Origin of the sequence: Cellulosimicrobium cellulans (assembly GCF_007679345.1) — a bacterium.
Lineage (GTDB): Bacteria > Actinomycetota > Actinomycetes > Actinomycetales > Cellulomonadaceae > Cellulomonas > Cellulomonas cellulans_A.
Window position 1 is genome coordinate 19,034 of record NZ_VEGH01000011.1, and the last position, 22,085, is coordinate 41,118.

The window sequence follows — 22,085 nt, forward strand, 5'->3', positions numbered from 1 at the left end:
CGCGCCGCCTCCGCGGCGCGGCACCCCGGCCGGGTGCGCCCGGCGCGCTGCGACCTGCGGGGGCTGCCGTGGCCGTAAGGTCGGTGGCCGTGGACCAGCCCCGCCGCCGCCCGACGATCCGCGACGTCGCCGCGGCCGCCGGCGTCTCCCGCGGGACCGTGTCCCGGGTGCTCAACGGGGGGCACTGGGTGTCGCCCGAGGCGCTCGCGGCCGTGCAGGAGGCCATCCGGTCGACCGGGTACTCCGCGAACCAGCACGCCCGCAGCCTCGTCACCGGGCGGGCCAACTCCGTGGCGTTCCTGCTCACCGAGCCGCAGCACCTGCTGTTCGAGGACCCGACGTTCTCGATCCTGCTGCGCGCGGCCGCCGAGGCGCTGGCCGCCCGGGAGATGCCGCTGCTGCTCATGGTCGCCGGCACCCAGCAGGAGCGGCGGCGGATCACCGACTACGTCGCCGCGGGGCACGTCGACGGCGTGCTGCTCATCTCCTCCCACCGCGGCAACCCCGTGGTCGGCGACCTGCTGCGCCAGGGGGTGCCGACGATCGCCTGCGGGGAGCCGCTCGGGTACGAGGACCGGATCGGCTGGGTGTCCGCGGACGACGAGGGCGGGGCCCGGCGGATGACCCAGCACCTGCTCGCGCGGGGCCGGTCCCGGGTCGCGACGATCACCGGGCCGATGGACACCCCCGGTGGGTTCCGCCGGCTCGCGGGGTACCGGTCGGCGCTCGGGGAGGCGTACGACGACGCGCTGGTCGCGCACGGGGACTACTCGCGGGCGTCCGGCCAGGCGGCGATGCGCGAGCTGCTGGACCGGCGGCCCGACCTGGACGCCGTGTTCGTGGCCTCCGACCTGATGGCCGCGGGCGCGCTGGTCGCCCTGCGCGAGGCGGGGCGCTCGGTCCCCGGGGACGTCGCGGTCGGCGGCTTCGACGACTCCGGGCTCGCGGCGACGCTCGAGCCGCCGCTCACCACCATGCGGCAGCCGTTCGAGCGGATCGCGTCCGAGATGGTGCGGCTGCTGCTCGAGGTGGTCGAGGGCGCCGAGCCCGCCCGGATCACGCTGCCGACGTCGCTGGTGGAGCGGGCCTCGGCCTGACCGCGCAGGCGGCCGCACGCGGCCGGCGCGGGCTCGGCGACGGCTCCCGGGCGGCGCGGCGGCCGGGTGCCACACTCAGGGCATGGCCGACCGTCACGCGCTGATGCTGCTCGACTCCGCGTCCCTGTACTTCCGGGCGTTCTACGGGGTCCCCGACTCGGTCAAGGCGCCCGACGGCACGCCGGTGAACGCCGTGCGCGGCCTGCTGGACATGATCGCCCGGCTGGTGACCGACCACCGGCCCGACCGGCTCGTCGCCTGCTGGGACGAGGACTGGCGCCCGGCGTTCCGGGTCGCGGCCATCCCGTCGTACAAGGCGCACCGGGTGGTCGGCGGGGCGGAGGCCGCGGCGGCCGCGTCGTCGGACGGCGTGACGGTGGCCGAGGAGGTCCCGGAAGCGCTCGCGCCGCAGGTGCCGGTGATCGCCGAGGTGCTGGCCGCCCTCGGCATCGCCCGCGCCGGGGCGCCCGGGTACGAGGCCGACGACGTCATCGGCACGCTCACCGCGCACGAGGTGGCGCGGCCGGCGGGGGAGCGGACGCCGGTGCTCGTCGTGACGGGGGACCGCGACCTGTTCCAGCTGGTCGACGACGAGGCGCCCGTGCGGGTGCTCTCCACCATCCGCGGGATCAAGGACATCGAGGTCGTCGACGCCGCCCGGCTGCGGGAGAGGTACGCCGTGGCCTCGGGCAGCGCCTACGCCGACATGGCGGTGCTCCGCGGCGACCCCAGCGACGGTCTGCCCGGCGTCGCCGGCATCGGCGAGAAGACCGCCGCTGCGATGCTCGCGAAGTACGGCGACCTGCCGGGGCTGCTCGCCGCGCGGGACGCCGGCGACCGCGGGCTGACCGCGACGCAGCGGCGGCGCCTGGTCGAGGCCGACGACTACCTGGCGGTGGCGCCCGACGTGGTGCGGGTGGCGGCGGACGCGCCGGTGCGGCTCGCCGACGGGGCGGACCCGGCGGCCCCGGACGCGTTCGCGCTGCCGCGCGAGCCCGTGGACGGCGAGGCCCTGGTCGACCTGACGGCCCGCTGGGGCCTGGAGTCGAGCGTCCGCCGGGTCCTGACCGCTCTCGCCAGCCGCTGACCGCCCCGGCCGGGGAGGCGGCCGGACGCGGCGCCCTCGCGATCCCACCGGATCGTCACTCCGCCGCCCTGACGATCGGGGTGCGACGCGACGATCCGCCGGGTTCGCCGCCGCCCGACCCCCGGGCGCGCGAGAGGGGGGTCACCGCCCCCCGGTGACCCCCCTGCGGTGCGGCCGGTCCTGGATCCCCCCGGCCCGTCCGCACCGCCCTCCCGCGCCGGGCGGCGGCGCCCCAGGGTGCGGACGACCCCCCGCGTCCACGCCTCCGCCGCGCGCCCCGCGCGCCGACCCGCCGCGCCCGAGCCGTCCGCGCCCCCGGGTGCGGGGGTGCCCGGCCCGCGCGCGGCGGGCGCGTCTCAGCGCACCTTCAGCACCCCGATCGTGAGCGTCGGGGTGTAGCCGCCGTCGCCGGTGTACAGCGCGGTGACCGTGGTGGTGCGGCTGACGGCCGGGAGGGTGACGGTCGCCGTCCCGTCCGTCAGCGCGACGGTCGCCACGGGCCGGATGCCCGCCAGGACCGTCACCTTGCCGCCGGCGGCCGGGGCGCCCTCGGGGCCCGCGACCGTGACGGTCACCGCGGGCGTGGCGCCCTTGGCGACCGTCCACGACGGGGTGTCCAGGCTGATCGTCGGGACGGTCGCCAGCACCCGGTAGGACCGCTGGGTCTGCGAGCCGTCGACGTCCGCGCTGCCCGTGTACACGGCGGTGAGGGTGTGCGACCCGGACTTCAGGTCGCGGGGCAGGGCGATCGTGGCGGTCGCCTGGTTCCCCTCGCCGGCCGTGAGGTCGCCGGTCGCCAGGACCGTGTCGCGCTCGCGGATCTCCACGGTGCCGGCCGGGACGGCGCCCTGGCCGGTGACCGTCACCGTCGCGGCGACCTCCGAGCCGTACCGACCCGAGTTCTGCGACAGCGTGACCTTCGTGGTCGAGCCGGCCTTCTTGACGTCCACCTGGACCGCCGCCGACTCGGACCCCGCGAACGCCGCGGTGTCCGGCGTGAACACCGCCGTCAGCGCGTGCGGGCCGCCGCCGAGCCGGACCGTCGCCGTGGCCGTGCCGCCCGAGACGGGGGCGGTGGCGACCTCGGTGCCGTCCGCGCGGAACGAGACGGTGCCCGTCGCCTCGGCCGGGGACACGGTGGCGGTCAGCGTCAGGTCCTTGCCGACCTTCGCCGGCCCGGTGACCTTCAGCGTGGTGGTGGTCGCCACGGCCTCCGGCACGGCCACGTCGAGCACCTGGGCCCGCGTCGTCGGGTCGGCGTTGTGGCTGTGCAGCACCAGCAGCCGGTCCGCCGTGGCGGCCGTGGTGACCGACCGGTGCACGGTGAGCTCGGTGGCGTCGGACGCCGCGAACCACAGCGCGTCGGTGACGCCGCCGTCGAACCAGTACGGCGGGTCGAACGGGTCCACCGTGAACGGCTCGGCCGCATCGACCCGGCCGCTCGGGTCCGCCGCGTAGTCGGACGTCGTCCAGACGGTGACCGCCGGGGTCGCGCCGGGCTCGAGCCCGAGCGCGGCGATCCCGACCGGCGCGACCAGCACCGAGTTGTCGAACACGGTGGTGTCCACGTCGCCGAACGCGCCGTTCACGCCCTGGACGTCGAGCACGTCGCCGGTGTCGTAGTCGAACGTCGCGGCGACCGTGACGTCGGCCGCGTCGCTCAGCTTCTGCACCACCGTCTGCGCCTCGGGCGTGCCGTCGCGGTCCACGTCCCAGTCGATCACCGGGAGCACGGCCTGGCCCAGGGTGGCCCAGTCGCCGTCGACCGCGATGCCGACGCCGAGGTAGCCGTCGGCCGGGTCGCCGCCCGCGGCGGCCTGCTGCGGCGCGGTGGAGGTCCAGCCGACCCAGCGCAGGTCGCCGGACGCCACGGCGGACTCCGAGGTCACGAAGCCGGGCACGTCCTCCAGCTTCGGGCTGGTGGCCCCGAGCGTGAGCGGTGCGACGAGCGAGGTCCAGCCGCCGGCGTCCACGCCCCGGCCCGACAGGGTCAGCGCGGCGGTGCCCGCTCCGGCGTCCGCGAAGGACACCGGGTCGGCGGTCAGCTCGGAGACCAGGCGCGGGGCGGCCTGCACCGGCACCCGCAGCTCGGCGTCGCCCGAGGTGAGCACGAGCCGGCCGGACAGCGACGCCACGTACTCGCGCGGCACGCCGCCCTGGGTGGTCGCCTGGGTCGGGTCGATCTCCCGCTCCAGGGTCGCCGGGTCGGCGGTGAGCGTCAGGGTGACCAGCCCCTGCTGGCCGGCGGGGACCGTCAGCGTCGCGGGGGAGGTGGTGATCGTCGCGCCGCCGGTGGTGGTGGCCGCGGCGAAGGCGGTGCCGTAGGTCACGGCCTCGGTGCCGGTGTTCTGCACCGTGACGGTCTTCTTCAGCGTGACGGGCTCGGCGCCCACGTCCACGACGCCGAAGGTCACGGACACCTGGTCCGGGTCCTCCGAGCCGTACGCGAGCACGGTGTCGGCGACCGCGGCGCGGGCGTCGACCCGGCCGGAGCCGACCCGCTGCGGGCCGTAGGTGGTGCCGGACTGGTTCGCGCCCGTCCACACGTCGTGGGTCGCGGTGTTCATGACCGCGGCCTTGACCTGCGCGGGCGTCCAGCCGGGCTGGGTGGCGCGGACCAGGGCCGCGATGCCCGCGACGTGCGGGGACGACATCGAGGTGCCGGACAGCGACTGCGCCGCCGCCCCGGTGCCGGACGCGGCCGAGAAGATCAGCGTGCCGGGCGCCGCCACGTCGGGCTTGATGATCCCGAGCGAGCCGTGCGCGCCGCGGGACGAGCCCGGGTTGAGCGCGTCGCCGATCTCGTCCGAGGTGACCGCGGCGGCGAGCGACGGGCCGATGTGCGCGACCACGCCACCCGCCTGGATGGCCGGGAGCAGCGCGTCGGTCGACGAGGCCGTCAGCTGCGCGCCCGGGATGGTCGCGTTGCCGGAGATGCCCGCGGAGAACACGGTCGACTCCGTGCCGATCAGCACGCCGACCGCGCCGGCGGCCTCGGCGTTGTTCCACCGGGCCACGGAACCGCAGGCGCGGGTCGCGTCGTCGTCGTCCCACCACAGGTAGACGATGTTCCCGGTGATCTCCGCCGCGCGGTCCGTCAGCGGGGTGCAGCCGTCGACGCCGTCGCCCAGGTAGACCACGGGGGCGGTGACGTCCTCGGTGCCCGCGTAGGAGATGGAGTTCTGCGCGGCCCAGGTGCCGACGGCGGCCGGGTCGGGCCCCTCGGTGACCTCGACGCCGTCGTAGGTCTGCGGGCTGCCGACGGAGTTCGCGACGGTCAGGCCGGACGCCGCGGAGCCGGGCGAGCCGCCGACGTCCGTGATGTCCGAGGAGTTGCCCGCGCTGAGCACCGCGAGGGTGCCGAGGTCGGACAGCCGGTCGATCAGCAGGTTGTCCGGGTCGTCGGACGGCGTGGCGGAGGCGCCGAGCGACAGGTTGACCACGTCGAGGTGGTCGCCGAAGTCGCCGTCGCCGTCCGGGTCGGCGGCCCAGTCCAGGGCCAGGCCGGTGAGGTCCGTCTGGCCGCCGATGTCGCCGAACACCTTGAGGGCGTAGAGCCCGGCGCCCGGCGCGGAGCCCGGGCCGACCTCCCAGTCGGACAGGTCGGTCAGCGACGCGTAGTCGCCGGTGAACGTGGTGCCGTCGGGCTGGACGCCGTAGCCGGCGGCGGTGCCGGCGACGTGCGTGCCGTGCCCGGAGTTGTCCGAGGTGTACAGGCTGTCGATCGGGTTCGCGTCGGGCGTCGGCGTGAGCGTCGCGCCGGGCAGCTCGGAGTTCGGGTCCGCGTCGTACAGCGGGCCGGCGAAGTCGTAGCCGCCCAGGTACTTCGCCGGGTCGTAGAGGCCCTCGGGGACCGGCTGCGTGCCGTCCTCGCCGTACGCCTGCTGGTAGGCCTCGACGGTGCCGGGGCCGCCGAAGTCGGCGTGGGTGTAGTCCAGGCCGGTGTCGATGACGCCGATCCGGACGCCCTCGCCGGTCTGGCCGGTGTCCTGCCACACCTGCAGCGCCCGGGTGAACGCGTCGGTGGAGGAGTTGTCGGCGGTCTTGGTGGTGACCCGGTACACCGCGACGACGTCGTCGGAGGCGGCGAGGTCCCGGACCTGCGCGGCGTCGCCGGTGACCAGCGCGCCCGCGACGAGGTTCGACAGCGTGGCGATCCGCTCGGGCGCGACCGCGGCGGTGCGGGCGGCGGGGTCGGACTCGGCGGGGACGACGGCCTCGGCGACCTGCTCGACCTGCGCCGTCGCGGCCTGGACGGCGGCCGCGTCGCCGCCGTCCTCCGCGACGTCGAGGCCGGAGGGGGCGTCGAGCTGGACGAAGGCGGTGACGGTGCCGTCGGCGTCCGCCAGGCCCGAGGAGACCTTGTCCTCGGTCCCGGCGAGCACGTCGTCGGACGCGATCGGATCCCCCGCCCCCGCGGCGAGGCCGGGGTCGAGGGGGAGCGGCGGCGACGCGGCGCCCGGCCCGGCGGCGGAGGCGACGCCCCCGGCCCCGAGCGTGGTGGAGGCGGCCAGCGCCAGGACGGTCAACGAGGCACGGAGCGAGCGACGCGTCATGGGAATCCGTTCTTGGGGCAGGAGCAGACGTGCACCCGGTCATGACTGAACGTCATGTCCGACGGTGACTGCTGGCTCACCGTACAAACTCCTGGGCGATTCGTCACGGTTTCGCCACACATTCGTCGCTCAGGCCGTGCACAGGCGTCGCTAGCATGGGTGACCGGGGACACACGGCCGCCCGCGCCGGCGGCCGCGCTGCGCTGCACCCCGGCCCGCGGCAGGTCCCGGGCCGGATGTGACGATCTCGTGAAGATCGTCCCCCCGCATCGTCACGGGATCTTCTCGAGTCGGTCGCCGGGCCCTTGAACGACCCCGAGGTCCACTGCCTAACCTCGACGACCGTGAGTGACAGCATGCCCGCCGCGCGGCGCACGTCCCGCGGCAGGCACGCAGTCCTGCGCGACGAGCGCGACCTCGTGGCCCCGGCCGCCGCGACGACCCCGGCGCCTGCCGTTCCCGGACGGGAGGTGGGCGCCCTCGCGCCCACCGGCCGGACCGACGCCCGCACGCCCACCCCCTCGGGCCCGAGCGCGTCGACCGCCCCGTCCCCGATCGAAGGTGCAGCACCCCCCGCCGTGACGTCCTCCCTCCGCCCCTCCACCCCCACCCCCTCCGACACCTCCGCCGCCGCGCCCGCCCCCGCCGCCACCCGGCGCGGCCGCCGGGCCGCCGGGCCCGCGCAGGACGGTCCTGTCGTCGTGGACCCGGCTCCCGCCGCCGAGGCAACCCCCGCCGCCGACGCGTTCGCGACCCGCCGGTCCGCCGCCCCCGCCGGCCGCCGCGCCGCCGCCCCCGGCGGGCGCCGCGCCGCCGCGCCCGCGACCGCCCGCGGCTCGCACCGCGCCGAGGGCCGCGCGTCCGTGCGCACGCCGTCCCGCGGGGTGCCCGTGGCGACCCTCGCCACGGCGGACGCCCCCAACCGCGCGGAGCGCCGCCGCCGGCGCGCGCCGCGCCGGTCCGCCGCGCGCATGGCGCAGGGCGCCGTGGCCGTGGGCCTCGCCCTCGGGGTCGGCGGGTTCGCCATCGCCCCGGCCGCCGTGGGCGGCGCCTCGTTCGGCGCCGGCAAGGACACGGAGCCGGCCCCCGCGCCCAGCGCCGCCGACGCCGAGCCCACCCTCACCCCGCAGGTGGTGCAGGAGCGCGGTGCGGCGGTGGTGGCCGCGGCCGGCACCGTCCAGGAGGCCGGCAACGCCAAGGCCGACGCGATCGCGGCCGCGGTCCCCGCCGACGCCACCGCCGCGCTGGACACGGCGGTCGCCGAGCTCGACACCCTGATCACCGCGACCCAGGCGGAGCAGCCGGCCCTCAGCGCGCTGCAGCCCGCCACCGGGAGCACCCCGGCGCCGGTGCTGTCCGGCGAGGCGCTGGCCGACGCCGTCGCGCAGGCCGGCTCCTCGGCGCTGGCGGACGCCGCGGCCGCCGCCGGGGCGCAGACCACGTCGGACGAGGACGCCGGCGAGCCCGCGGCCTCGCCGTCGACGCTGCCGACCGGTGCGGCCGCCACGGCCGAGGCCTCGGCCGACGCGGACGCCGACCCCGCCGCCGTCCGCCTCACCGCCGCCCGCGACCGGGTGGCGACGCTGACCGCGGAGCTGCAGACCGTCACGCAGCAGGCGCAGGAGGCCGCGGCCGCCGCCGAGGCCGCCCGGGTCGCCGCGGAGGCCGCCCGCAAGGAGGCCCAGCGGACGTCGCTCGAGGGCTACGCGAACGGCCGCATCCCGTCCTCGGCGCTGTGCGAGCTCGACTTCGCGCCGGGCCAGGAGCTGCGCTGCGACGCCGCGGAGGCGCTGGAGCAGCTGAACGTCGCCTTCACCCAGGCGTTCGGGACCGCCCTGGTGATCACGGACTCCTACCGGTCCTACAGCCAGCAGGTCGCGTGCCGGGCGCAGAAGGGCAGCCTGTGCGCCACCCCGGGCACGTCGAACCACGGCGGTGGCGTCGCGATCGACCTCGGCGGCAACGCGTACACCTTCGGCACGGACCAGCACGACTGGATGCTGGCGCACGCCGAGGAGTACGGCTGGACGCTGCCGGCCTGGGCCCGCTCGACCGGCTCGAAGCCGGAGCCGTGGCACTGGGAGTACATCGGCTGACCCCGGCGGGTGCCCGGGCCCGGCCGCCGGGACCCGGGGGGTGCGGGGCCGGTCGGGGCGACCTACGGTGAGCAGCGCGGCGGCCGTCCGGCCGCCCGGCCACCACTCGTGAGGAGCCTCGACATGCCCACTCGCACCGCACGCACCGCCTGGAACGGCACCCTCAACGAGGGCGGCGGCCAGGTGGAGCTCACCAGCTCGAAGGTCGGCACCTACGACGTGTCGTTCCCGAAGCGGGCGGCCGACGAGGCCGGCGGCACCACCAGCCCCGAGGAGCTGATCGCGGCGGCGCACTCGTCCTGCTACGCGATGCAGCTGTCCGCGCTGATCGGCGAGGCCGGGGGCACCCCGGAGTCGCTGGAGGTCACCGCCGACGTGACGCTGAGCCCCGACCCGGCCGGCGGCTTCCGGATCAGCGGGATCGCGCTGACCGTCCGCGGCGAGGTGTCCGGCCTCGACGAGGCGGGCTTCCTCAAGGCCGCCGACGACGCGAAGGCCACCTGCCCGGTCAGCAAGGCGCTCACCGGCACCGAGATCACGCTCGACGCCGCGCTGGAGTCCTGAGCCGCCGTCGGTCTCCGGCGCCCCCGTCCGCCCGTCCGGGCCGGCGGGGGCGTCGCCGCGTCCGGGGCCTGGACGGTGCGCCACTCAGCGCCCGGGCGGGTGGAACACTGACCGCGTGCCGACCGCCACGTCCCTCCCCCCGGGCGCCGACCCCCGCACGCCGGACGGCCCCGACGCCGCCGAGCTCGTCCGCGCCCTGCGTGCCGCCGTCTCCGGCGGGGTGGACGACTCCACCCGCCGCCGCGCCGAGTACTCGACCGACGCCTCCAACTACCGCGTCGTCCCGTCCGTCGTCGTGTTCCCCCGGGACGTGGACGACGCGCTCGCGGCCCTCGACGTCGCCCGCGGCCTGGGCGCCCCGGTGACCTCCCGCGGCGGCGGCACGTCGGTCGCCGGCAACGCCGTCGGCACGGGCGTCGTGCTCGACTGGTCGCGGCACGTGAACCGGGTGCTCGACGTCGACCCCGAGGCGCGCACCGCGCGGGTGGAGCCCGGCGTCGTCATGGCGGTGCTGCAGAAGGCCGCGGCCCCGCACGGGCTGCGGTTCGGCCCGGATCCGTCCACCCAGGCCCGCGCCACCCTCGGCGGGATGATCGGCAACAACGCCTGCGGTCCCCGCGCGGTCGCGTACGGGCGGACCGCCGACAACGTGCTGGAGCTCGACGTCGTCGACGGGCGGGGCCGCCGGTTCACCGCCGGGAAGGGTCTCGAGCCCGTCGCGGGCCTGGACGCCCTGGTGCGCGCCGAGATGGCGACCCTCCGCACGGAGCTCGGCCGGTTCGGCCGCCAGGTGTCGGGCTACTCCCTCGAGCACCTGCTGCCGGAGAACGGGGCCGACCTGGCCAAGGCGCTGGTCGGCACCGAGGGGACCGTGGTCACGCTGCTCGGCGCGACGGTGCGCCTGGTGCCGGTGTCCGCGGCGCCGGTGCTGGTCGTGCTCGGCTACCCGGACATGGCCACGGCCGCCGACGCGGTCCCCGCCCTGCTGGCGCACCGGCCCCTCGCGATCGAGGGCATGGACGCCCGCCTGGTGGACGTCGTGCGCCGGGTCAAGGGCGCCGCGGCCGTCCCGCCGCTGCCCGAGGGCGCGGGCTGGCTGATGTGCGAGGTCGGCGGGGACACCCTCGACGAGGCGCTGGAGCGGGCGCACGCGCTCGCGGCCGACGCCGGCACCCGCGCGGTCGGCGTGTTCCCGCCCGGGCCGGAGGCGGCCGCGATGTGGCGCATCCGCGAGGACGGGGCCGGCCTCGGCGGCCGGACGCCGTCGGGGGAGCAGGCGTGGCCGGGGTTCGAGGACTCCGCGGTGCCGCCCGAGCGGCTGGGCGGGTACCTGCGGGAGCTCGAGGCGCTCATGGCCCGGCACGGCGTCGACGGCCTGGCCTACGGGCACTTCGGCGACGGCTGCGTCCACCTGCGGCTGGACGTCCCGATGGAGCGGTCCGGCGACCCGATGCGCGCCTTCATGACCGACGCCGCGCACCTGGTCGCGTCGCACGGCGGCTCGCTGTCCGGCGAGCACGGCGACGGCCGCGCCCGCTCCGAGCTGCTGCCCGTCATGTACTCCGAGAAGGCCATCGGCGCGTTCGAGGCGTTCAAGGCGCTGCTCGACCCCGACGACCTGCTCAACCCCGGCGTGCTGGTCCGCCCCCGTCCGCTGGACGCCGACCTGCGTCGCCCGCACGCCCGGCCGATCCCCGCCGGCCACGGCGGCTTCGCCTTCGAGCACGACCACGGCGACTTCACCACCGCCGTGCACCGGTGCGTCGGCGTCGGCAAGTGCCGCGCGGACTCGTCGGCGGCCGGCGGGTTCATGTGCCCGTCGTACCTGGCGACGAAGGACGAGAAGGACTCGACCCGCGGCCGCGCCCGCGTCCTGCAGGAGATGGCGAACGGGACGCTGGTGTCCCGCGGCTGGTCCTCGCCCGAGGTGCACGACGTCCTCGACCTGTGCCTGTCCTGCAAGGCCTGCTCCTCGGACTGCCCCGCCGGGGTCGACATGGCGCAGTACAAGGCCGAGGTGCTGCACCGCACCTACCGGGGCCGGCTGCGGCCGGTGAACCACTACGCGCTCGGCTGGCTGCCCCGGTGGACCCGGCTCGTCACCGGGGTCCCGGGGCTGGCGCGGCTGGCCAACGCCGCGCTGTCCGTCCGGCCGCTGGCGAAGGTCGTGCTGAAGCTCGGCGGCATGGACACCCGCCGGAAGATGGTGGCGTTCGCGCCGGCACCGTTCCGGTCCCGGGTGCGCCGCGGCGAGGTCGAGGCGCGGCCCGGTGCGGCGCCGACCGCCCAGGGCGACGGCGCGCTGTCCGTCACCGGCACCTCGGGCCGCCCGCCCGTGCTGCTGTGGACCGACTCGTTCAGCGACAGCCTCGCGCCGTCGGTGCCGGTCGCGGCCGTGAAGGTGCTGCGGGCCGCCGGCTACGAGGTGCTGGTGCCCGAGCACGACGCGTGCTGCGGGCTCACGTGGATCTCGACCGGGCAGCTCGACGGCGCGCGCAAGCGGCTCACGCACCTGCTCGAGGTGCTGGGGCCGTACGCGGTGAACGGCGTGCCGATCGTCGGGCTCGAGCCGTCCTGCACCGCGGTGCTGCGCTCCGACCTGCTCGACCTGCTGCCGGGAGACCCACGGGCCGTCGCCGTCGCCCGCGCCACCCGCACGCTCGCGGAGCTGCTGACCGCGCCCGCGCCGATCGGGCCGGGGGACCGCTGGCGCCTGCCGGACCTGTCCGACGTCACCGCCGTCGTGCAGCCGCACTGCCACCACCACAGCGTGATGACGTACACGGCCGACCACACCCTGCTGACCGAGGCGGGTGCGTCGTTCTCGGAGCTCGCCGGCTGCTGCGGGCTGGCGGGCAACTTCGGCATGGAGGCGGGGCACTACGACGTGTCGGTCCAGGTCGCCGAGCGCGCGCTGCTGCCGGCCCTGCGAGCGGCCGCGCCGGGTGACGTCTTCCTGGCCGACGGCTACTCGTGCCGCACCCAGGCCGACCACCTGGCGGACGTGCAGGGCGTGCACCTCGCGGAGCTCCTGGCGGCGCACCTGCCCGGCGGGGGCGAGCCGGAGAAGCCGGCGGCGCGCTCGCCGAGATAGGACGCGCGCGCCGAGACAGGGCCGTGCGAGGTCCTCCCTCGGCACGGCGGGCGCGGGCGGCCGGCCAGCGGATTTGGGCGACGGCGCCGCGTGCCGTACTCTGGTCGCTGCCCAAGACCGCAGGTCGTCGGCTCCCGTGCACACCCCGCCTCCGCGGGGCGCGCGCAGGGGCCGCCCGAAGTCCCGCTCACGCGGAGGCCCGCGCAGGTGATCGATGTTCGATGGTGAGGCGCGCGAGCGCCTCGACTGCGAGCCCCGGCGCCTGCGCCGGGGCTCTTTCCGTGCCGGGGCCGAGGACGACGCCCGGCGGCACCACCATCGGAAGGATTGCCATGGCGAGGCCGGACAAGGCAGCCGCAGTCGCCGAGCTCACGGACCAGTTCCGCGACTCGAACGCTGCCGTGCTGACCGAGTACCGCGGGCTCACCGTCGCGCAGCTCAAGCAGCTGCGCCGGTCGCTGAGCGGCAACGCGAACTACGCCGTGGTGAAGAACACGCTGACCGCGATCGCGGCCAAGGAAGCCGGCATCGAGGGGATCGCCGACGAGCTCAAGGGCCCGTCCGCCATCGCCTTCGTCACCGGTGACCCGGTCGAGGCCGCCAAGGGTCTGCGTGACTTCGCCAAGGCGAACCCCGCACTGGTCATCAAGGGCGGTGTCCTCGACGGGCGCGCCCTGACCGCTGCGGACGTCACCAAGCTCGCGGACCTCGAGTCCCGCGAGGTCCTGCTGGCCAAGGCGGCCGGTGCGATGAAGGCCAAGCTGTTCCAGACGGCGTACCTCTTCACCGCGCCCGCCTCGAAGGCCGTGCGCACCGTCGAGGCGCTGCGCGTGCAGCAGGAGACCGCCGACACCGCTGCCTGAGCCACCCCGGCTCACGCGCTCCCCACACTGCCCCGCACGGTCGACCCGACCGGCGAGGACCGAACGGAAGGAACCGCCATCATGGCGAAGCTCACCACCGACGAGCTCATCGAGCAGTTCAAGGGCCTCACCCTCATCGAGCTCTCCGAGTTCGTGAAGGCGTTCGAGGACGTCTTCGAGGTCACCGCTGCGGCCCCGGCCGCCGTGGCCGTCGCCCCCGCCGCCGGCGGTGCCGGTGCCGAGGCCGCCGCCGAGGAGGAGAAGGACGAGTTCGACGTCATCCTCGAGGCCGCCGGCGACAAGAAGATCCAGGTCATCAAGGAGGTGCGCGGCCTCACCTCGCTCGGTCTGAAGGAGGCCAAGGACCTCGTCGACGGCGCGCCGAAGCCGGTCCTGGAGAACGTCAACAAGGAGACCGCGGACAAGGCCAAGGCCGCCCTCGAGGGCGCCGGCGCCACCGTCACCCTCAAGTGACCCGCTCCGGCGGTCGCTGACCGCCGGGTCGCCTCGCACGCAGGCCCGCACCCCCTGGGGGTGCGGGCCTGCGTCGTCCCCGGGGGCCGGGGGTGCCGGGCGCAGACACGCAGCCGCCGAGTGCGGTGGTCCGCGCCGAGCGCGTTCGTCACAGCCACCGCGCTGGGCGGGAACGGCCGCGCTGGGCGGGTACGACCGCGCTGGGCGGCAACGACCGCGCTGGGCGCAGCCCGCGGGGGCGCGGGCGGGAATGCCGGCGGGGGAGCGGGCGTTGGGACCGGCGGAGGCACGACGGCGTGCTGCCGGTCCGACCGCTCAGGCCCGCCCCACCAGGTGTGGCGCACGCCCCATACCACGGCGCGTGGACATCGCGCCATGTCTGTACTACGCTAGCGCTTTGCGCTGGCCTGTGCCCGCGACCCCGTATAACCCGCGCCCGACGGCATCGTAGTACGCGATGCCCGCAGGGCCTGTGGCCGGGGGGTCGCGAACCGCCGGGCCCGTCGCAGGGAACTCGATCTGCTGGGAAGGACCCCTCTTGGCTGCCTCGCGCACCTCCTCCGCAACGTCCGAAGCCATCGCGAACCGCACCATCTCCCGCCGCGTCTCGTTCGCCCGGATCGACGAGCCCCTCGAGGTCCCGGACCTCCTCGGGCTCCAGACGGAGAGCTTCGACTGGCTGCTCGGCAACGAGAAGTGGCAGGCCCGCGTCGCCGCCGCTCTCGAGAACGGCCGGCAGGACGTCCCGGAGACCGCTGGACTGGAGGAGATCTTCGAGGAGATCTCCCCCATCGAGGACTTCGGCGGCACCATGTCGCTGTCGTTCCGCGAGCACCGTTTCGAGCCGCCGAAGTACACGGCCGACGAGTGCAAGGAGAAGGACTTCACCTACGCGGCGCCGCTGTTCGTGACCGCGGAGTTCGTGAACTACACCACCGGTGAGATCAAGAGCCAGACGGTCTTCATGGGCGACTTCCCGCTCATGAGCGAGCGCGGCACCTTCATCATCAACGGCACCGAGCGCGTCGTCGTCTCCCAGCTCGTCCGCTCCCCGGGCGTGTACTTCGAGCGCACCGCCGACAAGACGTCCGACAAGGACATCTTCTCGGTCAAGATGATCCCGAGCCGCGGCGCCTGGCTGGAGTTCGAGATCGACAAGCGCGACAACGTCGGCGTCCGCGTCGACCGCAAGCGCAAGCAGAACGCCACCGTGCTGCTCAAGGCCCTCGGCATGACCGAGTCGGAGATCCGCGAGGAGTTCGCGCAGTTCCCGGCCGTCATCGACACCCTGGAGAAGGACCACGTCCAGACCCAGGACGAGGCGCTGCTCGACCTGTACCGCAAGATCCGCCCGGGCGAGCCGCCGACCGTCGAGGCCGGCCGCGCGCTGATCGAGAACTTCTACTTCAACCCGAAGCGCTACGACCTCGCGAAGGTCGGCCGCTACAAGCTGAACAAGAAGCTCGGCATCGACGTGCCGCTCGCCGACTCGGTGCTGTCCAAGGACGACATCGTCGCCGCGATCAAGTACATGGCCGCGCTGCACGCCGACGTCGCGACCCTGCCGGGGCAGCGCAACGGCGAGGCGATCGAGGTCCGCGTCGAGACGGACGACATCGACCACTTCGGCAACCGCCGCATCCGCGCCGTGGGCGAGCTCATCCAGAACCAGGTCCGCACCGGCCTGTCCCGGATGGAGCGCGTCGTGCGCGAGCGCATGACGACCCAGGACGTCGAGGCGATCACGCCGCAGACCCTGATCAACATCCGTCCCGTCGTGGCCTCCATCAAGGAGTTCTTCGGGACGTCCCAGCTGTCGCAGTTCATGGACCAGAACAACCCGCTCGCCGGCCTGACGCACAAGCGTCGCCTGTCCGCGCTGGGCCCGGGTGGTCTGTCCCGCGACCGCGCCGGCATGGAGGTCCGCGACGTCCACCCGTCGCACTACGGCCGCATGTGCCCGATCGAGACCCCCGAGGGCCCGAACATCGGCCTCATCGGCTCGCTCGCGACCTTCGGGCGGATCAACCCGTTCGGCTTCGTCGAGACCCCGTACCGCAAGGTCGAGTTCGGCCGCGTGACGGACGAGGTGCACTACCTCACCGCCGACGACGAGGACCGCTACGTCATCGCCCAGGCCAACGCGGCCGTGGACGCCGACGGCAAGTTCGCCGACGAGACCGTCCTGGTCCGCGTCAAGGGCGGCGACACCGAGGACGTCCCGGCCGAGACGGTCGACTACATGGACGTCTCGCCGCGCCAGATGGTGTCGGTCGCGACGGCCCTCATCCCGTTCCTCGAGCACGACGACGCCAACCGCGCGCTCATGGGCGCGAACATGCAGCGCCAGGCCGTGCCGCTGGTCCGCTCCGAGGCGCCGCTGGTCGGCACCGGCATGGAGTGGCGCGCGGCGGTCGACGCCGGCGACGTCATCGTGGCGAGCAAGCCGGGCGTGGTCACCGAGGTGTCGGCCGACCTCATCACGGTCGCCAACGACGACGCGACGACGAGCACCTACCGCGTGGCGAAGTTCCGCCGCTCGAACCAGGGCACGTCCTACAACCAGCGCGTGCTGGTCGACCAGGGCGCCCGCGTCGAGGTCGGCTCCGTGCTGGCCGACGGCCCGGCGACGGACGAGGGCGAGCTGTCCCTCGGCCGCAACCTGCTGGTCGCGTTCATGTCGTGGGAGGGCCACAACTACGAGGACGCGATCATCCTGTCGCAGCGCCTCGTGCAGGACGACGTCCTGTCCTCGATCCACATCGAGGAGCACGAGGTCGACGCCCGCGACACCAAGCTCGGCCCCGAGGAGATCACCCGGGACATCCCGAACGTCTCCGAGGACGTGCTGGCGGACCTGGACGAGCGCGGCATCATCCGCATCGGCGCCGAGGTCTCCGCGGGCGACGTGCTGGTCGGCAAGGTCACCCCGAAGGGCGAGACCGAGCTGACCCCGGAGGAGCGCCTGCTGCGCGCGATCTTCGGCGAGAAGGCCCGCGAGGTCCGCGACACGTCCCTCAAGGTGCCGCACGGCGAGTCCGGCACGGTCATCGAGGTGCGCACGTTCAACCGCGAGGACGGCGACGAGCTGCCCGCCGGCGTGAACGAGCTCGTCCGGGTGTACATCGCCCAGCGCCGCAAGATCACGGACGGCGACAAGCTCGCCGGCCGCCACGGCAACAAGGGCGTCATCTCGAAGATCCTGCCCGTCGAGGACATGCCGTTCCTCCCGGACGGCACCGCGGTGGACATCGTCCTGAACCCGATGGGTGTCCCCGGGCGCATGAACGTCGGCCAGGTGCTGGAGGTCCACCTCGGGTGGATCGCCAAGCAGGGCTGGAACGTCGAGCTGGCCGAGGGCGACCTGTCCTGGGTCGACCAGGTGCCCGACATCGCGAAGTCGTCGCAGCCGGGCGTCCCGGTCGCGACGCCGGTGTTCGACGGCGTGCCGGAGGAGACCCTCACCGGTCTGCTCGGCGCGACCCTGCCGAACCGCGACGGCGAGCGCATGGTCGGCGTGGACGGCAAGGCGCGGCTGTTCGACGGCCGCTCCGGCGAGCCGTTCCCGGACCCGGTGGCCGTGGGCTACATGTACATCCTCAAGCTGCACCACCTCGTGGACGACAAGATCCACGCCCGGTCGACCGGTCCGTACTCGATGATCACGCAGCAGCCGCTGGGTGGTAAGGCGCAGTTCGGCGGCCAGCGGTTCGGCGAGATGGAGGTGTGGGCCCTCGAGGCGTACGGCGCGGCCTACACGCTGCAGGAGCTCCTGACCATCAAGTCGGACGACATCCCGGGCCGCGTGAAGGTGTACGAGGCCATCGTCAAGGGCGAGAACATCCCCGACTCGGGCATCCCGGAGTCCTTCAAGGTGCTCCTCAAGGAGATGCAGTCCCTCTGCCTGAACGTGGAGGTGCTGTCCTCCGACGGCGTGTCGATCGACATGCGGGAGAACGACGACGAGGTGTACCGCGCCGCCGAGGAGCTGGGCATCGACCTCTCGCGCCGCCCGAACGCCGCGAGCACCGTCGACGAGATCTGACGCCGAGCGTCCGCCGGCCCCCTCCCCGGGGCCGGCGGGCCGCCCGCACCCCTTGCAGCATCTCCATTCCGCCGGAACGAGGCGCCCCGCGCGCACCGGCATGCGAAGGAAGTAGGACCCCTTGCTCGACGTCAACGTCTTCGACGAGCTGCGCATCGGCCTGGCCACGGCCGACGACATCCGGACCTGGTCGCACGGCGAGGTCAAGAAGCCCGAGACCATCAACTACCGCACCCTGAAGCCGGAGAAGGACGGGCTCTTCTGCGAGAAGATCTTCGGCCCCACCCGGGACTGGGAGTGCTACTGCGGCAAGTACAAGCGCGTGCGCTTCAAGGGCATCATCTGCGAGCGCTGCGGCGTCGAGGTGACCCGTTCCAAGGTGCGTCGTGAGCGCATGGGCCACATCGAGCTGGCCGCGCCCGTCACGCACATCTGGTTCTTCAAGGGCGTCCCCTCGCGCCTCGGCTACCTGCTCGACCTCGCCCCGAAGGACCTCGAGAAGGTCATCTACTTCGCGGCGTACATGATCACGTGGGTCGACACCGACGGCCGCCAGGAGGACCTCCCGAACCTCCAGAACGAGATCGACCTGGAGCGCAAGGAGATCGCGGACCGCCGCGACAACGACATCAACACCCGCGCGTCGAAGCTCGAGGCCGACCTGGCCGAGCTCGAGGCCGAGGGTGCCAAGGCCGACGCGCGCCGCAAGGTCCGCGACTCGGCCGAGCGCGAGATGGCGCAGATCCGCAAGCGCGCGGACGCCGAGATCGAGCGCCTGGACACCATCTGGGACAAGTTCAAGAACCTCAAGGTCGCGGACCTCGAGGGCGACGAGCTGCTCTACCGCCAGCTGCAGGACCGCTACGGCAACTACTTCGAGGGGTCGATGGGCGCCGCGGCGATCCAGAAGCGCCTCGAGGCGTTCGACCTGGACGCCGAGGCCGAGAACCTGCGCGAGATCATCCGCTCCGGCAAGGGCCAGCGGAAGACCCGTGCGCTCAAGCGCCTCAAGGTCGTCAACGCGTTCCTCACCACGACGAACTCGCCGACCGGCATGGTGCTGGACGCCGTCCCGGTCATCCCGCCGGACCTGCGCCCGATGGTGCAGCTCGACGGCGGCCGGTTCGCCACGTCCGACCTGAACGACCTGTACCGCCGCGTCATCAACCGGAACAACCGCCTCAAGCGGCTCCTGGACCTGGGCGCGCCGGAGATCATCGTCAACAACGAGAAGCGGATGCTCCAGGAGGCCGTGGACTCGCTGTTCGACAACGGCCGCCGCGGCCGCCCGGTCACGGGCCCCGGCAACCGCCCGCTGAAGTCGATCTCCGACATGCTCAAGGGCAAGCAGGGCCGGTTCCGCCAGAACCTGCTCGGCAAGCGCGTCGACTACTCCGGCCGTTCGGTCATCGTCGTCGGCCCGCAGCTCAAGCTGCACCAGTGCGGTCTGCCCAAGCAGATGGCGCTCGAGCTGTTCAAGCCGTTCGTGATGAAGCGCCTGGTCGACCTGAACCACGCGCAGAACATCAAGTCGGCCAAGCGCATGGTCGAGCGCGCGCGCCCGGTCGTGTGGGACGTGCTCGAGGAGGTCATCACCGAGCACCCCGTGCTGCTGAACCGTGCGCCCACGCTGCACCGTCTCGGCATCCAGGCGTTCGAGCCCCAGCTGGTCGAGGGCAAGGCGATCCACCTGCACCCGCTCGTCTGCGGCGCGTTCAACGCCGACTTCGACGGCGACCAGATGGCCGTCCACCTGCCCCTGAGCGCGGAGGCGCAGGCCGAGGCCCGCATCCTCATGCTCTCGAGCAACAACATCCTGAAGCCGTCGGACGGCCGTCCGGTGACCATGCCCTCGCAGGACATGATCATCGGCCTGTTCCACCTGACCTCCGACAAGGAGGACGCGAAGGGTGCGGGCCGGGCGTTCAGCTCGGTGTCCGAGGCGATCATGGCGTTCGACCAGGGCTCGCTGGACCTCAACGCGGTCGTCAAGATCCGCATGGAGGGCCTCGTGTTCGGCCCCGGCCAGGAGCCCGAGGGCTTCTCCGCCGACCAGCCGTACCTGTTCGAGACCTCCCTCGGCCGGGCGCTGTTCAACGAGCTGCTGCCGGTGGACTACCCGTACGAGAACGGCGTCGTCGACAAGAAGCGCCTCTCCGTGATCGTCAACGACCTCGCGGAGCGGTACCCGAAGGTCGAGGTCGCCGCCTCGCTCGACGCCCTGAAGGAGGCCGGCTTCCGCTGGGCCACCCGCTCGGGCGTGACCATCGCGATCTCCGACGTGGCGGCCCCGTCCGCCAAGCAGGAGATCCTCACCGAGCACGAGGCGCGCGCGGCGAAGGTGCAGGGCCAGTACGACAAGGGCCTCATCACCGACGACGAGCGTCGTCAGGAGCTCATCGAGATCTGGACGCAGGCCACCGACAAGGTCGCCAAGGCGATGCAGGAGAACTTCTCCGCCCGCAACACCGTGTTCCGGATGGTCGGCTCGGGTGCGCGTGGTAACTGGATGCAGGTCCGCCAGATCGCCGGCATGCGCGGCCTCGTGGCGAACCCGAAGGGCGAGATCATCCCCCGCCCGATCAAGTCCAACTACCGCGAGGGCCTGTCGGTCCTGGAGTACTTCATCGCGACGCACGGCGCCCGCAAGGGTCTGGCGGACACCGCGCTGCGGACCGCCGACTCGGGCTACCTGACCCGTCGTCTGGTGGACGTCTCCCAGGACGTCATCGTCCGCGAGGAGGACTGCGGCACCGAGCGCGGCCTGACCATGCCGATCGGCGTCCCGGGCACCGGCGGTGCCCTGCGCCGGCACGACAAGGTCGAGACCAGCGTCTACGCGCGCACCCTGGCCACCGCCGTCGAGATCGACGGCGAGGTCATCGGGAACGCGGGCGACGACGTGGGCGACGTCCTGCTCGACCGCCTGCTGGCGGCCGGCGTCGAGTCGCTCAAGGTCCGCTCCGTGCTCACCTGCGAGTCGCGCGTCGGCACCTGCGCGAAGTGCTACGGCCGCTCCCTGGCCACCGGCAAGCTGGTGGACATCGGCGAGGCCGTCGGCATCATCGCGGCGCAGTCCATCGGTGAGCCCGGCACGCAGCTGACGATGCGCACCTTCCACACCGGTGGTGTCGCGTCGGCCGAGGACATCACGCAGGGTCTGCCGCGTGTCCAGGAGCTCTTCGAGGCCCGCACCCCCAAGGGTGAGAGCCCCATCGCCGAGTTCTCCGGCCGCATCGCCATCGACGAGGCGGACCGGACGCGGCGCATCGTGCTGACGCCGGACGACGGCTCGGAGGAGATCGCCTACCCGATCACCAAGCGCTCGCGCCTGCTCGTGTCCGACGGCGACCACGTCGAGGTCGGCACGCAGCTGGTCCAGGGTGCGGTGGACCCGAAGAAGGTCCTGCGCATCCTCGGCCCGCGCGCCACGCAGAAGCACCTGGTGGACGAGGTCCAGGAGGTCTACAACTCCCAGGGCGTGGACATCCACGACAAGCACATCGAGGTCATCGTGCGGCAGATGCTGCGGCGCGTGACCGTGCTCGACTCGGGTGACACCGACCTGCTGCCGGGCGAGCTGGCCGAGCGCGGCCGGTTCGAGGACGCGAACCGCCGGGCGGTCGCCGAGGGCGGTCAGCCGGCCTCGGGTCGTCCGGAGCTGATGGGCATCACGAAGGCGTCGCTCGCGACGGACTCGTGGCTGTCGGCGGCGTCCTTCCAGGAGACGACCCGCGTCCTCACCGAGGCCGCGATGTCGGGCCGCTCCGACCCGCTGCTGGGCCTGAAGGAGAACGTGATCCTCGGCAAGCTGATCCCCGCCGGTACGGGCCTGCCCCGCTACCACGAGGTGTCGGTGGAGCCCACCGAGGAGGCGAAGGCCGAGCTGTACCCGTCCTTCGGCTACGACGAGATCGACTTCCCCGCCCTGGGCCTCGGCTCGGGCGAGGCGATCCCGCTCGAGGACATCGACTTCGGCGACTACCGCTGATCTCGAGCCTCACCGGTCCGAGGGGGTCCGGTCGCGCCGCGTGCGTGACCGGGCCCCCTCGGCCGTGCGGGGGAGCGGGAACACCCACGGGGTCCCCGCTGTTGTGATCGACGTCCCACCGCCCGACCATCACCAGGTGCTTTGACCCTGGGGTGACGGCCGAGTAACGTGGGACACCGTGCCCGCGCCGTCGGGCCCTCGCGCGCGCTCAGGTGGGT

Annotated in this window: 10 protein-coding genes; 9 read left to right on the plus strand and 1 reads right to left on the minus strand. The window is 74.0% G+C overall.

Going from position 1 to position 22,085, the window contains the following annotated elements:
* Nucleotides 1-83 precede the first annotated feature (83 nt).
* Entirely contained in the window at nt 84-1,097 is a 1,014-nt protein-coding gene (locus FS882_RS14710; RefSeq protein ID WP_410053289.1) for a LacI family DNA-binding transcriptional regulator, read from the plus strand.
* Nucleotides 1,098-1,179: 82 nt separating this feature from the next.
* Nucleotides 1,180-2,184: a 5'-3' exonuclease gene (locus tag FS882_RS14715; protein ID WP_262348317.1), complete on the plus strand. Its 1,005-nt coding sequence runs from the start codon at nt 1,180-1,182 to the stop codon at nt 2,182-2,184.
* A gap of 356 nt (nt 2,185-2,540) precedes the next feature.
* Here the strand turns inward: FS882_RS14715 and FS882_RS14720 are convergent, their stop codons facing one another.
* Nucleotides 2,541-6,740, minus strand: a complete 4,200-nt coding sequence (locus FS882_RS14720; protein WP_158374034.1) for a S8 family serine peptidase — start codon at nt 6,738-6,740, stop codon at nt 2,541-2,543.
* A 578-nt stretch (nt 6,741-7,318) separates the two neighbouring features.
* Here FS882_RS14720 and FS882_RS21405 point away from each other — a divergent pair.
* From FS882_RS21405 to FS882_RS14755, 7 genes are all read left to right on the plus strand, one after another.
* Nucleotides 7,319-8,836 carry a D-alanyl-D-alanine carboxypeptidase family protein gene (locus FS882_RS21405; protein ID WP_222848233.1) on the plus strand — a complete coding sequence of 506 codons (1,518 nt, stop codon included), beginning with the start codon at nt 7,319-7,321 and terminating at the stop codon, nt 8,834-8,836.
* Between the two features lie 123 nt (nt 8,837-8,959).
* Nucleotides 8,960-9,400 carry an OsmC family protein gene (locus FS882_RS14730; protein WP_154728237.1) on the plus strand — a complete coding sequence of 147 codons (441 nt, stop codon included), beginning with the start codon at nt 8,960-8,962 and terminating at the stop codon, nt 9,398-9,400.
* 115 nt (nt 9,401-9,515) lie between these two features.
* A complete protein-coding gene (locus tag FS882_RS14735; RefSeq protein ID WP_158374037.1) occupies nt 9,516-12,494 on the plus strand; it encodes an FAD-binding and (Fe-S)-binding domain-containing protein in 2,979 nt (992 codons plus the stop codon).
* A gap of 332 nt (nt 12,495-12,826) precedes the next feature.
* Entirely contained in the window at nt 12,827-13,357 is a 531-nt protein-coding gene (gene rplJ, locus FS882_RS14740; protein WP_154728239.1) for a 50S ribosomal protein L10, read from the plus strand.
* A gap of 81 nt (nt 13,358-13,438) precedes the next feature.
* Complete coding sequence (gene rplL, locus FS882_RS14745) at nt 13,439-13,831, plus strand: 50S ribosomal protein L7/L12 (RefSeq protein ID WP_147794369.1); 393 nt, start codon at nt 13,439-13,441, stop codon at nt 13,829-13,831.
* 538 nt (nt 13,832-14,369) lie between these two features.
* On the plus strand, nt 14,370-17,876 hold the full coding sequence (gene rpoB, locus FS882_RS14750; RefSeq protein ID WP_158374040.1) for a DNA-directed RNA polymerase subunit beta: 3,507 nt from the start codon (nt 14,370-14,372) through the stop codon (nt 17,874-17,876).
* A 121-nt stretch (nt 17,877-17,997) separates the two neighbouring features.
* Nucleotides 17,998-21,867, plus strand: coding sequence for a DNA-directed RNA polymerase subunit beta' (locus FS882_RS14755; protein WP_158374042.1), 3,870 nt, complete (start codon nt 17,998-18,000; stop codon nt 21,865-21,867).
* The last annotated feature ends 218 nt before the right edge of the window (nt 21,868-22,085 follow it).

Excerpts from the sequence above, each read along its gene's own strand:
- FS882_RS14715 (WP_262348317.1), top strand. The coding sequence starts at position 1,180 with ATGGCCGACCGTCACGCGCTGATGCTGCTCGACTCCGCGTCCCTGTAC.
- FS882_RS14720 (WP_158374034.1), bottom strand. The coding sequence starts at position 6,740 with ATGACGCGTCGCTCGCTCCGTGCCTCGTTGACCGTCCTGGCGCTGGCC.
- rplL (WP_147794369.1), top strand. The coding sequence starts at position 13,439 with ATGGCGAAGCTCACCACCGACGAGCTCATCGAGCAGTTCAAGGGCCTC.
- rplJ (WP_154728239.1), top strand. The coding sequence starts at position 12,827 with ATGGCGAGGCCGGACAAGGCAGCCGCAGTCGCCGAGCTCACGGACCAG.
- FS882_RS14730 (WP_154728237.1), top strand. The coding sequence starts at position 8,960 with ATGCCCACTCGCACCGCACGCACCGCCTGGAACGGCACCCTCAACGAG.